Source organism: Streptomyces lavendofoliae (genome assembly GCF_014649735.1).
GTDB classification, from domain to species: Bacteria; Actinomycetota; Actinomycetes; order Streptomycetales; family Streptomycetaceae; genus Streptomyces; species Streptomyces lavendofoliae.
This window is the reverse complement of record NZ_BMTP01000025.1, coordinates 14,429-28,643: the sequence shown is the minus strand read 5'-3', so window position 1 is coordinate 28,643 and position 14,215 is coordinate 14,429. Positions and strand designations below refer to the sequence as shown.

At 70.1% G+C, this 14,215-nt stretch carries 14 protein-coding genes; 9 read left to right on the top strand and 5 right to left on the bottom strand.

Going from position 1 to position 14,215, the window contains the following annotated elements:
• Positions 1-3 precede the first annotated feature (3 nt).
• Positions 4-1,269, bottom strand: a complete 1,266-nt coding sequence (locus IE109_RS30735) for a radical SAM protein (protein WP_189554648.1) — start codon at positions 1,267-1,269, stop codon at positions 4-6.
• A gap of 153 nt (positions 1,270-1,422) precedes the next feature.
• Positions 1,423-2,589: an ATP-grasp domain-containing protein gene (locus IE109_RS30730; RefSeq protein WP_229891757.1), complete on the bottom strand. Its 1,167-nt coding sequence runs from the start codon at positions 2,587-2,589 to the stop codon at positions 1,423-1,425.
• Positions 2,590-2,873: 284 nt separating this feature from the next.
• On the opposite strand from IE109_RS30730, the gene IE109_RS30725 reads away from it, so the two are divergent.
• The 3 genes from IE109_RS30725 (at position 2,874) to IE109_RS30715 (ending at position 6,241) form a co-directional block, all read left to right on the top strand.
• Positions 2,874-3,443 (top strand): TetR/AcrR family transcriptional regulator, encoded by a 570-nt coding sequence (locus IE109_RS30725; protein WP_189554646.1) that lies wholly within the window; start codon positions 2,874-2,876, stop codon positions 3,441-3,443.
• A 36-nt stretch (positions 3,444-3,479) separates the two neighbouring features.
• Complete coding sequence (locus IE109_RS30720; protein ID WP_189554677.1) at positions 3,480-4,658, top strand: GDSL-type esterase/lipase family protein; 1,179 nt, start codon at positions 3,480-3,482, stop codon at positions 4,656-4,658.
• Between the two features lie 455 nt (positions 4,659-5,113).
• Positions 5,114-6,241 carry a serine hydrolase domain-containing protein gene (locus tag IE109_RS30715; RefSeq protein WP_189554676.1) on the top strand — a complete coding sequence of 376 codons (1,128 nt, stop codon included), beginning with the start codon at positions 5,114-5,116 and terminating at the stop codon, positions 6,239-6,241.
• 242 nt (positions 6,242-6,483) lie between these two features.
• On the opposite strand, the gene IE109_RS30710 is transcribed toward IE109_RS30715, so the two are convergent.
• Positions 6,484-7,023, bottom strand: a complete 540-nt coding sequence (locus IE109_RS30710) for a hypothetical protein (protein ID WP_189554645.1) — start codon at positions 7,021-7,023, stop codon at positions 6,484-6,486.
• A gap of 328 nt (positions 7,024-7,351) precedes the next feature.
• Between IE109_RS30710 and IE109_RS30705 the strand changes: the two genes are divergently transcribed.
• Both IE109_RS30705 and IE109_RS30700 read left to right on the top strand, forming a co-directional pair.
• Positions 7,352-7,591, top strand: coding sequence for an XRE family transcriptional regulator (locus tag IE109_RS30705; RefSeq protein ID WP_189554644.1), 240 nt, complete (start codon positions 7,352-7,354; stop codon positions 7,589-7,591).
• 136 nt (positions 7,592-7,727) lie between these two features.
• The gene (locus IE109_RS30700) at positions 7,728-8,096 is read left to right on the top strand and encodes an STAS domain-containing protein (RefSeq protein ID WP_189554643.1); all 369 of its coding nucleotides are present in this window, start codon (positions 7,728-7,730) and stop codon (positions 8,094-8,096) included.
• 523 nt (positions 8,097-8,619) lie between these two features.
• On the opposite strand, the gene IE109_RS30695 is transcribed toward IE109_RS30700, so the two are convergent.
• Positions 8,620-9,186: a hypothetical protein gene (locus tag IE109_RS30695; protein ID WP_189554642.1), complete on the bottom strand. Its 567-nt coding sequence runs from the start codon at positions 9,184-9,186 to the stop codon at positions 8,620-8,622.
• Positions 9,187-9,614: 428 nt separating this feature from the next.
• On the opposite strand from IE109_RS30695, the gene IE109_RS30690 reads away from it, so the two are divergent.
• The 4 genes from IE109_RS30690 to IE109_RS30675 all read left to right on the top strand — a co-directional run bounded on the left by IE109_RS30690 (position 9,615) and on the right by IE109_RS30675 (position 13,188).
• Positions 9,615-9,920 (top strand): hypothetical protein, encoded by a 306-nt coding sequence (locus tag IE109_RS30690; RefSeq protein WP_189554641.1) that lies wholly within the window; start codon positions 9,615-9,617, stop codon positions 9,918-9,920.
• Between the two features lie 725 nt (positions 9,921-10,645).
• Positions 10,646-11,446, top strand: coding sequence for an alpha/beta fold hydrolase (locus IE109_RS30685; protein WP_189554640.1), 801 nt, complete (start codon positions 10,646-10,648; stop codon positions 11,444-11,446).
• On the top strand, positions 11,446-12,783 hold the full coding sequence (locus IE109_RS30680) for a SpoIIE family protein phosphatase (RefSeq protein WP_189554639.1): 1,338 nt from the start codon (positions 11,446-11,448) through the stop codon (positions 12,781-12,783). Before IE109_RS30685 ends, IE109_RS30680 begins: the two co-directional genes overlap by 1 nt.
• Before the next feature lie 9 nt (positions 12,784-12,792).
• The gene (locus tag IE109_RS30675; RefSeq protein WP_189554638.1) at positions 12,793-13,188 is read left to right on the top strand and encodes an STAS domain-containing protein; all 396 of its coding nucleotides are present in this window, start codon (positions 12,793-12,795) and stop codon (positions 13,186-13,188) included.
• 120 nt (positions 13,189-13,308) lie between these two features.
• Here the strand turns inward: IE109_RS30675 and IE109_RS30670 are convergent, their stop codons facing one another.
• Positions 13,309-14,094 carry an alpha/beta fold hydrolase gene (locus IE109_RS30670; RefSeq protein ID WP_189554637.1) on the bottom strand — a complete coding sequence of 262 codons (786 nt, stop codon included), beginning with the start codon at positions 14,092-14,094 and terminating at the stop codon, positions 13,309-13,311.
• Between the last annotated feature and the right edge of the window lie 121 nt (positions 14,095-14,215).

Genomic DNA, 14,215 nt, shown 5'->3' with positions numbered 1-14,215 from the left:
CTCTCAGGCTTCCGAGGTGACGAGCAGGGGCAGTCGGCGGCGCTGGGGCACTCGCGAGACCAGCCCCATCTCCTCGGAGAGCTCGGTGGCGAAACACCCGTCCTTGTAGACGCCCGCGAGGCGCTTCGCGGTGAACGCCTCGATCGCGTCGTGGTCGAACTCCACGTCGTAGGTGGTCTTCGCACCGTCGCCAGCGACGGTGCGCACGAGTATGCCCAGGTGGGGCTCGAAGGTGTTGACGCAGCCGACGATGTCGCCGATCTTCTCGCGCCGGCCGTCCTCGGTCTCCGAGAGGACCGACTCCTCCGCGGGGATGGCGGCGAAAAGCTGGCGGCCGGCCCGGCACCAGCCGACGTGGCCCGGGAAGCCCATGGCCTTGATGCCGAAGGTTCCGAAGTCCTCGCTGACGCCGAGCTGGAAGTCGAGCGCGACGTTCTCGTGCAGCCACTTGAAGTCGCGGTACGCCTGTTCCACCTCCTCGCGGCTGAGCCGGAGTTCGGGGTGGCGGCCGCCGTGGTCGGTGAAGTTGTTGAACCGTACGGTGTCGACGCCGAGCTTGTTGAAGTAGTGGGCGTAGCGCTCCAGGGCTTCGCGGCCGTTGTTGTGGCGGCCGATGGTCACTCCGATGTTGACCCGGAACGCGACCTCCTCGCCGGCACCCCGGCCGTCCCGGTGCTTCTCGTTGTAGGCGGCGATCCGGCGGACCACCTCCTCCGTCTCCGCACCGCTGAACACACCCTTGATCGGGTAATCGCGGTGGTCCGTGACGGCGAGGTCCTCACCGATGACGCCGTGATACGTGATGGAGATGGTGCCATAGCCGTTGAGGACGGCGAGGTCGAGGAGCTCCTCGTAATTGTCCGCGAGCAGGGGGCGGCCACTGGTCCAGGCGTCGCCCTTCTCCATCGTCTCCGTGGGCTTGTGGTCGGACTCCTGGCGGAACTCGCGGTTGTTGGCCGGGCCGTAGATGCGCATGAACGCACCCTCGTAGGCGAAGCTGTCGACGTAGCGCGGGTACACGTGGTAGCCGTGCGACTGGAGGCCCGCCAGGATCAGTGGCCCCTCCTCCATCGCGAACGACTTGTCGTACACCTTCTCGTAGTTGACGAACCAACAGTGGGTGCATTTTTGCCCACAGGTGTTCTTCCCGACCTTGGTGTCCAGGTCGAGGTAGAGGTGGATGTCCTCCGGCTTGATGTCCCTGAACGGCGTACTGAAGGGCTCATCTCCGTGGAAGTCATACGAAATCGGTGCGTTTTCGACAGACATGGGTCCCCCGCTGTGTGAATGAATGGGCTCGAACGGCTTGCTGGACACCACCACTCGGCGTGTGCGCCGTAACGGGCTCGCGCTCGGCTCGCGCACACGGGAGGTGTGGTGGGTAGGTGGGTGGGTCCGGGTGGAGCGCGCCGGCTCCGGACCTCAGGTGGTGGGTGAGGTGGTGATGACGCGCCGGGCGGTGAGTTCGGCCACCGCGGCGACGCACTCGGCCGGGCCGGCCGCGGTGAGGACCGCCATGCCCAGCCGGTCCTCCGAGGAGCGCAGCGGCCGGACCTCGTCGCCGACCCGCGCCGACACGTCCCACTCCGCGATGACGCCGTGTGTCAGGCGGGGCCGCGGCGCGATGTGCGTGACCGTACCGGGCTCGGCGACGAAGAAGACGGTCGCGGCGGCTGCCGCGGCGGCCGGCTCCCGGCGCAACCCGGCGCCCACGGGCCAGCCGAGCGCGGCACGGCGCCAGTCGATCCCCGTGGTGAGGCGGACGAGGTCGGCGATGCCGTCGCCTCCGAGTCGATTGTGCGTCTCGATGACGGTGACCTTGTCGCCGTCCACCTTGACCTCGGTGTGGCTGGGGCCGTCCGTGAGACCGAGCGCGTCGAGCAGTTCCCCGACCGCGCCTTCCACCAGCCGCTGCCGGCGGTCGTCCAGGGACGGAGGCGGCATCACATGGCTGACCTCGACGAAGCCGCCCGCCGTCCCCTTCTCGGCGATGCCCACGAAGGAGTGCCGGCCGCCCGAGGACAGCGTCTCGACGCTGAACTCCAGCCCCTCGGCGTACTGTTCGACGAGCGTGGCGGCGGTGGCGAGCTCCTCCGGGAACCCGTGGACGGTGTCCAGGAGCCGCACCGCGGTGCTGCCGAAGCCGTCCACCGGCTTGGCCACCACCCGCTCGTGGCGGGCGAACAGCCGCGCCACGGCGTCCGGGTCGTCCCCCGGCGCGAAATCGGGGTTCAGGTGGGGAGCCTCCCGCTCCAGTACCCGGCGCATCGTCAGCTTGTCGCGGGTCGCCCCGACCACACCGGGAGTGACCCCCCTGACGCCGAGGCGCCGCGCCGCGGCGGCCGCCGGTTCCAGGCCCGGCTCGGTGAGCGACACGACGGCCGCGGGCCGCAGCGGGGCGAGCACCTCGTCGACGAAGGTCAGGAAGGCGTCGCCCTTCCGGAAGTCCGTCGTGAAGACCATGCGGGCCTCGACGATGCCCGGATCGAGGGCCGGGGCGCCGGGAAGCTGGACATGCACCAGCTCGCCCGGCAGCGTCTCGGCCGCACGCGCGACGGTCGGGTTCGCCCCGATGATCACCAGAGTCACAACTGCGTCCCCCGCAGACATCCCGTTCCGCCCTCCCCTGGGCCGATAGGCGCGCACGCCCACGACCAGGAAGAAGCCACCGGTCCGGACATGATCCGGTCCCTCCGGCTGCTTCCCGCTCGTGCGACCTGCGCCAGAAGATCATCGGCGACCGCTCGCTGTCAACGGTTTGCTACACACCGCTGCGCCTGCCGACGGCGCCATCCTCAACCAGCGCGGCGTTTGCCTATAGGGTGTAGGTAAATGCGTACTAGCCATAGGCATACTGAGAGTAGGTGATGGTTGTGGTTCGGGCAGGACTGAGCCCGGAGCGGCTGACGCTCGCCGGTGCGGACCTCGCCGATGAGGCCGGTTTCGACCAGGTGACCCTGTCCGCGCTCGCCCGGCGTTTCGACGTGAAGCCGGCGAGCCTGTACGCGCATGTGAAGAGCTCCCACGAACTCAAGACCCGGCTCGCGCTGTTCGCACTGGAGGAACTCGCCGACCGGGTCGCCGACGCCGTGGCCGGGCGCGCGGGCAAGGACGCCTTGACCGCCTTCGCGAACGCCTACCGGGACTACGCCCGGGCGCACCCCGGCCGGTACGAAGCCGCGCGGTACCGCCTCGACCCGCAGACCGCCGCGGCCAGTGCCGGCGTCCGGCATGCGCAGATGACACGGGCGATCCTGCGCGGCTACGACCTGGCCGAGCCGGACCAGACGCACGCGGTCCGCATGCTGGGCAGCGTCTTCCACGGCTATGCCTCCCTGGAGGCGGCCGGCGCCTTCGACCACACGGACGTCGCCGCTCAGCAGTCCTGGGCCTGGACCCTGGACTGCCTCGACACCGCGTTGCGGAGCCGGTCCGCCCCCTGAGCGGCCGCCCACCCCGGAATCGAAAGGCTTGAGGCACTGAACACCGAACAGCACCTGATCACCACGCCCATCACCGCCGACTTCCTGCGCGGGCACCTCGACGTGGAAGAGACCGCCCACGGTCTGCTGCCGCACCGGCTGCCCGCCTGGGCGCGCCGCCGGATCCCCGACGACCTGCTGGCCGTCGCCGAGGCCCAGCCCTCCGGTGTCCGGCTGGCCTTCCGTACCAGCGCCACCACCATCCGCCTGGACACCCTGCCCACCAAACGCGTCTACCGGGGCTTCCCGCCCCCGCCGGACGGCATCTACGACCTCCTGGTCGACGGCCGCCTCACCGCCCAGGCCACCGTGGACGGCGGGAACCTGCGCACCATCACCGACATGCGGACCCAGACCTCGGAATTCACCCCGGGTCCCGTCGGCACCGCCCACTTCACCGACCTCCCCACCGGCGAGAAGGACATGGAGATCTGGCTCCCGCACGCGGAGATCACCGAGCTCATCGCCCTGCGCACCGACGCCCCCGTCGAACCGGCGCCGGACAGGGGGCGCCGGGTGTGGCTGCACCACGGCAGCTCCATCAGCCATGGATCCAACGCCGTCTTCCCCAGCACCATCTGGCCCGCCCTGGCAGCCTCCGCAGGCGATGTGGAGCTGATCAACCTCGGCTTCGGCGGCAGCGCACTGGTCGACCCGTTCACCGCCCGCGCGATGCGTGACACCCCCGCAGACCTGATCAGCCTCAAGCTCGGCATCAACGTCGTCAACAGCGACGCCATGCGCCTGCGCGCCTTCGCCCCCGCCGTCCACGGCTTCCTCGACACCATCCGCGAGGGCCACCCCACAACCCCCCTGCTCCTGGCCTCCCCCATCCTGTGTCCGACCCACGAGAACACCCCCGGACCTCTCGCGCCGGACCTCTCGAGTGGAACCCTGAGGTTCAAGGCCACCGGTGATCCGGCCGAGACCGCCGCCGGACGGCTGACGCTCACGATCGTCCGCGACGTCCTGGCCGACATCGTCAGGCAGCGGTCCGTCGAGGACCCCAACCTCCACTACCTCGACGGACGCGACCTCTACGGCGAGAGCGACCACGACGAGTTCCCCCTGCCGGACGCGATCCACCCCAGCCCCGAAGGACACCGCCGCATCGGCGAGAACTTCGCCGAGCTCGTCTTCGCGAACAACGGGCCCTTCGCCATCACGACCGGCTGACCCGACTGACCCGTAGCCGGCGGGAAGAGCGTGACGGCCGGCTCCCCGTACCGCACCGCCCCGCAGGCGCACAGGACGCGGCCGCACATTCCGGGGCCACCCGTCCTCGTCACCGTCCTCGGGCGCGTCCGGGTCGCGGAAGGGGCGCAGGCCCTGGCCGGGACCGCGGGTACGGCGGGCGGCATCGATTGAGCCGGTGTCACCAGGCCCGCCCACATCCCGACGCGGGCCGCCACCCTAGGGGTGCCCCGGAGGAAAGAGCCACCGACTCTCGGGGGCCGGCTCGTCGTCCGAGACGATGAGCCGCCCGCCCGTTGATCAGCAGGATGGTGTCCGCCCCGGGCAACGCCCCGCCGTCCGAGCGGGAGCCGAGCCCTACTCGACGAGCAGGAGCACGAACGGTGACGAACGCCCGTACGCACACCGCCCTGACCACCGCGGTCCTGACCGCCCTCATGCTGGGGCCGACGGCCCAGGCGGCGTACGCCACGTCGGCGTCCCCCGCTGCGGCTTCCGTGGGGCCGTCCGCCTCCGTGTCGGCCGGCGCCCCCCGGACCCCTTCCCCCGGGCCGGATGTCGCGGCACTCGAAGCAGCCCTCGTCGGCATCCCCGACGGGGACGTCTCCGCCGCCCTGGTCCGGGTGGGCGGAGTGGGCACCTGGAAGGGCACGGCCGGAGTACGTGATCGCCGGACCCATGCCCCGGCTCTGGAGAACGCGCGCTTCCGCGCCGGCTCGACCACCAAGGTCGTCACCGCCTCGCTCGTGCTGCAACTCGTCGCCGAGGGCAAAGTCGACCTGGACACTCCGGTCAGCCACTACCTGCCCGGACTGCTCCCCGCGTCGTTCACCGAACTTCCCACCGTGCGGCACCTGCTGACCTTCACCAGCGGCCTGCAGGCCGGTCCCGGCCTTGGCTCGACCACTGAGGAGATGTACGCCAACCGGTTCCGGACGCTCACGCCCCAGGAGGTGGTGGCCGGCGCCGTGGCCAAGGGGCCGGCTGCCGCGCCCGGCACCCGGCAGAAATACCAGAACATCGACTACACGGTCCTCGGCCTGCTCATCGAGGGAGTCACCGGCGACCGGTACGCACACCAGGCACAGCAGCGCGTCCTGCGCCCGCTGGGCATGCGCCACACCGGTTTCCCCGTCGGGGGCGATCCCCGGATCCACGGCCCGCACAACCGCGCCTACGCCGACATCGGCGGCCGCACGCGCGACGTCACCGAATGGAACATGTCCGACCGCTGGGCGGCGGGAGACATGGTGTCCACCACCGCCGATCTCGAACGCCTTCTCGTAGGTCTCTTCCAGGGCCGGGTCGTCCCCGAGTATTTGCTCGACCAGATGCTGACGGTCCCGGACCTCGACGGCGCCCAGTACGGCATGGGGCTGCAGCGGTTCCGGTACAACAACACGGAGATCTGGGGCAAGACCGGCTCGCGCCCCGGCTACCACACCGTGCTGGCCGCCACGCGCGACCTGTCGCGAACCGTCGTGTACTCGGTGAACGCCAAGAGCGCCCGCGAAGACGGCTTCCCCCTGGTCGCGCGCTTCGCCCTCCCCGCCTTCAACCGCTAGCCGCTGACACCACGCACGCCGCTCGGCCGGCGCCCGGCTGGTGCGGGGTTATCCCCGGACAGGTGCCGCAGGCTCGGGAGGGGGCCGGCGAGCGGCGTCCGGCCGCGATGGCACCTCCGTGCACCGGCACGTGCCGGCACCTCGGCCTCCGGCCGGAGCGACCCGGACGGCCCGGCGACCCACCGGTCGACCGGACAACCGAGCCCGCACAGCGCCGCCGAACGACCCTGCGGGCGGACGGGTCAGCCCTGGCGAATCCAGAACGACTCGATGCGGTCGTTCATGTACGCTCCCACCCATCCCTGGAGCAGACACTTGCACGGCTTGTCCATCCGCCAGGTCTGCCGGTCGCCCGACAGGTTGACCAGGTCGTAGCCGGTGGCGACGTTGCACTTGCTGTAGGCGTTGAACCCGGAAATCCGGTTGGCCCAGAATCCGGTCGCCCTGAGGCGGTAGCCGTCCGCGTCGCAGTCCCCCGCCTCACCGTGCACGCGCGTCAGCGAACTCGGGCTGTTGTTCGCGTGCTCGAACCATTCCATGAGAAGCACGGTGTTGGCCGATGCCTTCACCAGCGACTTCGACACAGGACTGCTGCCGCATGTCTTCGACCTGACCGGCGACAATTCTCCCTTGACGGCCTTACCGACGACGATCACGCAATACTGTTCGGCCGGCGCGTCCGGGGCACCACCGCCGGCGGCCACCGCATTCCCTTCAGGCACAGCCATCACGGCGGTCGCCGCGACAACCAGCGCCAACCCGGACAGAGCGAGTCGGTTCATCCGAGGTCCCTTTCCTTTTGTGTCGACTTCGCGCCGACAAATCAAGAATGGAACCCTGGCGGGACTCGGGCCAGGGCATTAAGCCGGCCGTGAAAGGCGCAGCTGGGACATCCGGTCATCGGCACCGGGCGGCGGAGCCAGGCAGCACCCAGGCGGACCGCGGCGGCCCACAGGTGGGCGATCGGACGCGAAGGAACGCTTTGGCGCCTTGAGGAAAAGCCGGGGTATTGGCGTCGTCCCTCGCTCGAATGGCGGCGGATGAGGCCGCTTTTCGGGGGCAGACGGAGTCCATAGCCCCGTGAAGGACGCGCGCCCTGGAGGCAGGAACATGGCTGACCTCGCCCAGCTGCTGCACGACACCATGCGCCGACGGCGCCTGACGGCCCAGGCCCTGGCCGACAAGACCGGTATCCGCACTCCTCGTATCCGGGTCTTCGCCCAGGACGGCGCCACTGGGCCGATCCGCCCCACCGAGCAGGAACTGCACGAGCTGGCCCTCGCCCTCGCGCTGCCTCTGGTCACGGTTCTCGACGCCGCGGGCCCCGTACCCGCAGGGGCGACGTCCTGACGCCCGACGGGCCGCCCCCATCACCCGGAGCCACGTCCGGAAGGTACTTGCGTACGGCTCGCTCGAGCATGCCCTACGGCGCGGCGATCGGAGGTTATCGGTGGTGACGGTGACGCTCCGGCACGGCGATCTATCGGTGGCCGTGTTACCGGAGGAGATCGACTACGCCAATGCCCGTCTCATCGGCGCCCAGTGCGAGTATCTGGTGCGGCACGGCTGCCGCACCCTGATCCTGGACGCCTCTCGCGCGAGGCTCCTGGACTCGTCAGCCATCGGCATGCTGGTGCGGCTCCTGCGGATCACCGGTGAGTACCGGGGTTGTCTGCGGATCGCCGGACTCGGCACCTACTACCGGTCGGTCTTCGAAGTCCTGGGCATCGACAAGGTGTTCAGCCTGTTCCCCACGGCGCAGGCAGCCGCGCGGGGAACCGTGTCGCCGACCGATGCCCACGAGAACGCCCACGAGCACGGCACGATCCACCGGACGGAGACACAGCAGGGCTGACCGGCCACTTCTCAGCCCGACACCCTGCCGACCGCCCCCGCCTCGCCGCATTACCTCCGGCGATCAACGAGGTCGGCTCCCGCAGCCTTGTCGTCGAGACGACGACTGCCCGGTGCTGGAGGGCGACCGGCGGCCGGCCACCCTCCTCATTCGCGGGTTCGACAGCCCGGAGGTTGCCCGCGCCTTCTGGGACGGCCCGGCTCAACGCCGGCCGGTGCCGCTGACGGGCCGGCGCCGGACGGCGGGGAGGGGCAGGGACGTCAGCGGGGCTGCGTCACGACCGCTGGGCCGGGGGCAGCCGAGCACGCCCCGGTCGCGTCCGCACGGGGGCACCTCGGCGCCGGGCCGGTCCGCCGGAGCGGCTGCTCGGCGGCATCGGCCGGCCGGCGCCTGACGAACAGGTCCGCCGCGCGCCTGAGCCCCGCACGAGGGGGGCCGGCGGGCGGCCTGAGCCCTCAGGCGTGGGCGTACGGGCGGATGAGGGAGCTACGCCTGCCGCACCCGGGGCTCCGGGTGCGAGGCGTCACGTTCCGTCGGTGATGAAGTAGTCGTCTTCGAGGTACTCCAACGTGTAGCTGCCGAGGTCGTCCTCGGAGAAGGTGGCGGAGGTCCTGACGGCTTCGAGCGGCATCTCGATCCTGTCGAGGGTGCGAACGGTGACCTGCTGCGGGTCGACCGTCGCGGTGCGCAGGGCCTTCTTCTGCTCGGGCGAGATCATCTGGAACACGATGACGTAGGTCGAGGTGCAGGGACCGAATCCCTTCTCCTCCGCCTCCTTCGCACCGGGGCCGGCCACTTCGCAGACCGTGTCGATGTCCTCGCGGCCGAGGGCGTGGAGGTACTGCTCGTACCGCTGGATCGCGCGCTCCTTCGTCCTGGGCGCGGGCCGGTCACCGGTCGGGCCGGCCGACGGCCGCCCGGTCGGAGCGCTCGCGGACGGCGTGGCCGACGGCTCTTCAGCCGGTGGGGACGCGGTCGGCGGCGAAGGCTTCGCAGCGGCGTCGTCCGTCGTCCTCTCCGGACCGCACGCGCACGCCACCAATGCCACGCAGGCCGATACCGCCAGGCTCGCCATCGTCCGTGTCCTCATCCGGTCCCTTTCGCCCAGCCGCCGGCAGACCGTCCACCCGGCCGACCACCCATCAAGAGGGCACGCAGGACGGGGCGGAACGGTTCCCGCCCCGGTCCGCGAATCGCGAGCGGTGTCGCGCTCGGCGTCCCGGCGGCGCCGGTGAGGTGGCCGCCCCCGGATGGCCGGGCCGGGCCGGCCATCAGCCGGCCAGCGGCCTTCCCGAGTCCTGAGAAGGGGGCCGACGAGGGACAGGCGTCCCCCCACGGTCCGTATCGTTCCCGGTTCCCGGCCCATGACCGTGCTGCCAGGCAGAAACATGGGCGGACGGGGGACCTTGGTCCTTCATCGGCGATCCATGATCGGCTTGCGCGACGCGCCCTCTACGGTACTGCGGGAACCTTGTCACGCCTTCAGGTGACGAGCCATACACGAGGTGAGGTGCCAACATGGCTGTCCGGGACAAGAGCGCCACCATCGACAGGAGCGGAATCGTGCAACTGCACCTGTCCGTGGCAAAGCAGTGCAGCGTCGAGATCCGTGAACCTCGCGACACCCTGACGCTCAGCCGCCGGAAGAACGGTGTCAATCTCGACCTCATCGAGGACAACCCCAACTTCACCGGCCTCAAGACCGCCCAGACCATTCCCTGGGGCACGATTCGCGCACTCGGGCCGGAAGGCCTCCGGATCCTCTACCGGGTGCGGACGGGCAGTGATGTCACCCTTGTCCCGGAATTCGAATTCGAGGACTGACACCACGACCCTTTCAGAGCCGCCGCAGATCAGCCGGCGCGCCGGCGTCCGGCCTCCGCGCTGTCGTCGTGCGCCTGCTGTGTCCCGGCTCCGTCGCCGGGCCGGTCGGTCACGACGGCAGATGGGCGCCCCGCCGCTGCCAGCGCCGTGCGCTGCTTTCGCGTCGTTGTCCTGCTCCGGGTCGCGCTCCATCGGTCTATCCCCGCGTGCGCGGGGGCGACCCCCGGCCCGAGCACATCGCCTCGGGGTCGGCGGTGGGTAGCGCAGGGCGGATCTCTGCACGCGGAGCCTCAGCGGACTGGCAGCCGTCCTGGCCGACGGCAGGACAACGGCAACCAGCACACTGACGAGACGAAACGTGTCGTCCAGGTTCGCGTGAGTCGGCCGGTCGAAGCCGATCAGGCCGTGAAGAGCGAGTTCGGCGACCGCAACGGCGGCGGTCGCCCCGTATGCGGGGAGAGAGACAGCATGCGCGACTACCGCACCATCCCCGGATCGTGCGGTGGGGCGGTACGGGTCGCCGGCGCGGAACGCACTTGTAGCCGTTGGGCAGCCACCTCTGGGGCCGGCACTCGCTCGCCGATCCGGTGCAGTTCCTGCGGCCCTGGCGCCGTCGGGGCGGCTCCCTGCAAGCCGAGCGGTTCACGGTGAATGACCTGTGAAGTTCCGCTCATCCACTCGCGCGGGTTCGTTCATGGAGCCGAACGGGTGACACGATGAACGGCATGGATGTAGCGAGTAGGAACAATGTGACGATCACCGGCAAGGCTGATGGTCCCGTGGTGATGCTGGCGCATGGGTTCGGATGCGATCAGAACATGTGGCGGCTGATGGTACCGGCTCTGGCCTCGCGCTTCCGCGTCGTCCTGTTCGACTACGTGGGATCCGGTGCATCCGATGTGTCCGCGTGGAGCCCCGAGCGCTACGGCTCCCTGGACGGCTACGCCCAGGACGTCCTGGACATCTGCCGGGAGCTGGATCTGCGGGATGTCGCGTTCGTCGGTCACTCGGTGAGTGCCATGACGGGCGTCCTCGCGGCAGCCCAGGAGCCCGAGCGTTTCGCCAAGCTGGTCCTGCTGGTGCCCTCACCCCGCTACATCGACGACGGCGACTACCGGGGCGGCTTCAGCGCAGCGGACATCGAGGAACTCCTGGAGTCGCTCGACTCCAACTATCTGGGCTGGTCGGCGCAGATGGCGCCGGTGATCATGGGTAATGCCGACAGGCCGGAGCTGGGCGAGGAACTGACCAACAGCTTCTGCCGTACGGACCCGGACATCGCCCAGGTCTTCGCCCGCGCCACGTTCCTGTCCGACAGCCGGCGCGACCTGGCCTCGGTCACCGTCCCCACGCTCGTCCTGGACTGCACCGAGGACGTCATCGCACCGCGCGAGGTGGGGGCGTACGTGCACGCCGCCATCCCGGGGAGCCGACTGGTGACCCTCGACGCCACGGGCCACTGCCCGCAGCTGAGCGCACCCGAGGCCACCACAGAAGCCGTCATCGGCTTCCTGGCCCAGCGGTGATGTGCCGCACGGGCCAGGACCCGCCGCCCCACGCCCACCAGGGCCCCCCACCGCGGCGCGGGGACCGATCACCGGGCGACACGGCGTCCGACGCAGTGTTCAGCGCGCTGCTGGAGGACGACGTGGAAGAGCTGTACGAAGAGGCACCTTGCGGCTACCTGTCGACCTTGCTGGACGGGAAGATCGCCAAGGTGAACGCCACCCTGCTCGGATGGCTCGGGTACACACGCGAACACGTCATCGGCAAGATGAGCTTCTCCGACCTGCTCACCATCGGTGGCAAGCTCTACCACGAGACGCACTTCGCCCCCCTGCTGCGCATGCAGGGCGAAGTCAACGGCATCGCCCTCGAGCTCAAGGCCGCCGACGGGACCCGTCTGCCGGTGCTCATCTCGTCCAAGGTGAAGGTCGGCAGCGACGGAACACCCCAGCTCATCCGCACGACCGTCACCGACGCCCGCGACCGCAGGGCCTATGAGGCGGAACTGCTGCGCCGCCGGCGGGAAGCCGAAGAGGCGCGCCGAGAGGCGGAGCTGTCCCGTAAGGCCGAGGTAGAGGCACGGCAGCAGGCCGAACGTGACAGGAATCGCCTTCAGGGCGTGCTCGCCGTGCTGCAGCGCAGCCTGGTGCCCCCCACCCTGCCGCAGCCCGAAGGGCTGGAGGCAGCCGCCTACTACCACACCGCCTCCGTGGACCAGGTGGGCGGCGACTTCTACGACCTGTTCCCCATCGGCGGCGGGCGCTGGTGCTTCTTCCTCGGCGATGTCTGCGGCAAGGGCCCCGAAGCGGCGGCGGTGACCTCCCTGACGCGCTACACCCTGCGCGCCGCCGCCATCCACGACCCCGACCCGGTCACCGTCCTCAGCACGCTGAACACCGTGCTGCACCAGCACTACATCGGGGGCGACCCCCGCTACTGCACCGCCATCTTCGGCACGCTGACCCCGAGCGATGCGGGCTTCACCGTCCGCCTGGCCAGCGGCGGCCACCCGCCGGCCGTGCTGATGCACGCCGACGGCACAGCCGAGTACCTGCCGACACCAGGGGGCCTACTCGTGGGCATCCTGCCCAACGCCCGCTTCTCGGCCGCCACTTGTGAACTCGCGCCGGGCGACACCGTGGTCCTGTACACCGACGGCCTGACCGAAGCCCGCATCGGCCCCGACGGCACCCGCTACGGTGACGAAGCACTGCTGGACTACGCCACCGATCTCGCCCCCGCGACCGCCGACAAGACCGTGGGGGCGCTGACCACCCTCCTCCAGAGCTTCGGCGACGGCCTCGACGACGACACAGCCATCCTCGCCCTCGGCATTGCCCCCGCCGGATCCCCCTGAAGAACTGACGTGACAGATCTGAGCACCACCACCCGGACCACCCCGACCGGCCCCATCACCGAAATCGCCGGAGACCTCGACTACCACAGCGCCGTACGGCTTCGCGAGGCCATCCGCGCCATCGACCTCCGACCGGGGGAAACCCTTGTACTCGACCTGCGCGGGCTGACGTTCTGCGACTCCAGCGGCATCTCCGTCCTCATCGCAGCGCACAGGCAGGCCGAGATCGCCCAAGCCCGCATGATCCTCCGCAGCGTGACCCACAACGTCACCCGCGTCCTCCGGACCGTCGGCCTCGACCAGCTGTTCGACGTCCGGGACGGGCCGGAGATCGACGCCCCGCAACAGCCGAGTCGCACGGACCTGACCAGGCCCGGCACCAGGCCCGGGACCGGCACCGACTGAGCGAACGGCTCACCCGGCAGCCTCCTGCCATGGCAAGCCGCTGGAGCGACCCGCCGGCGGGTGGACCTCGGCGGTCCGCCCGGGCAGCGAACCCGCGGCTGCGTTCGCATCAGGGTAAGTTCACAGCGAATCGAGGAACCCGCTGACAGCTTCGGCGAACTCCCCCGGGACGGTTTCATGGACGGTATGTCCGGCGCGGAGTTCAATGAGCCGGGTACGGGGGCGCCGCGCGGCCATATCCCTCGCATGCTCCGCGCTGAGCACCGTGCTCCGGCTGCCGCGCACAAGCAGTGCCGGGCAGTCGCCGGCGAGCCAGTCGTTCCAGTGGTTCCCGTTGAGCTGCTGCTGCGAGGCGTTCATATCCTTCGGGTCGAAGGAGAGCCCCCATCCATCGGGGTACTCACGAACGGCGTCCGTGAGGTAGCTCGCCGAGGCGCCGAGTCCTTCCAACAGCTCGGCCCGGGTCGGTGCCCGGTGCGGCCAGGACAGGCTGAAGGACAGGTCGTCATCGACCTCGGCGCCGATGTCCTCGATGACGAGTGCGTCCACAAGTCCGGGAAACCAGGCGGCGAGCTGGTAGGCGTTGACGCCGCCCAGGGAGTGGCCGAGTACGGCTGCTCTGTGGATCCCCAGATGGTCCAGCACTGCCGCGGCGTCCTCGACGTAGCCGGTGCGGGAGACATCGGAGGACCTGTCGGAGAGGCCGTGTCCACGCTGGTCGAGCGCGACGATCCGCCAGGAGTCACCCAGCTCCCGGGCCAGGCGCGCGAAGGTACGGCCTTCTCCGAAGTGCCCGTGCAGGGCGAGAAGAGGACGGCCTGGACCGCCGAAGTCGAGGAAGGACAGGCGACGCCCGGCCACCGTCAAGGACGCGCGCTTCGGCTCGGGCGGGTTCGTTGACGTCATGGTCGTCAGTATGCGGGGATCCGATCGTCCGGGGGCACGAAGCGAGCAGTACCCGCTCAGAGCCTGCCGGCGGATCATGTGACGTCTTGCGTTCTGGTGCGTCGGCGTGTTCATGGGGCGG

Excerpts from the sequence above, each read along its gene's own strand:
- IE109_RS30710 (WP_189554645.1), bottom strand. The coding sequence starts at position 7,023 with ATGAACCGACTCGCTCTGTCCGGGTTGGCGCTGGTTGTCGCGGCGACC.
- IE109_RS30670 (WP_189554637.1), bottom strand. The coding sequence starts at position 14,094 with ATGACGTCAACGAACCCGCCCGAGCCGAAGCGCGCGTCCTTGACGGTG.
- IE109_RS30695 (WP_189554642.1), bottom strand. The coding sequence starts at position 9,186 with ATGAGGACACGGACGATGGCGAGCCTGGCGGTATCGGCCTGCGTGGCA.
- IE109_RS30715 (WP_189554676.1), top strand. The coding sequence starts at position 5,114 with ATGCTGGGGCCGACGGCCCAGGCGGCGTACGCCACGTCGGCGTCCCCC.
- IE109_RS30685 (WP_189554640.1), top strand. The coding sequence starts at position 10,646 with ATGGATGTAGCGAGTAGGAACAATGTGACGATCACCGGCAAGGCTGAT.
- IE109_RS30705 (WP_189554644.1), top strand. The coding sequence starts at position 7,352 with ATGGCTGACCTCGCCCAGCTGCTGCACGACACCATGCGCCGACGGCGC.
- IE109_RS30690 (WP_189554641.1), top strand. The coding sequence starts at position 9,615 with ATGGCTGTCCGGGACAAGAGCGCCACCATCGACAGGAGCGGAATCGTG.
- IE109_RS30735 (WP_189554648.1), bottom strand. The coding sequence starts at position 1,269 with ATGTCTGTCGAAAACGCACCGATTTCGTATGACTTCCACGGAGATGAG.
- IE109_RS30680 (WP_189554639.1), top strand. The coding sequence starts at position 11,446 with ATGTGCCGCACGGGCCAGGACCCGCCGCCCCACGCCCACCAGGGCCCC.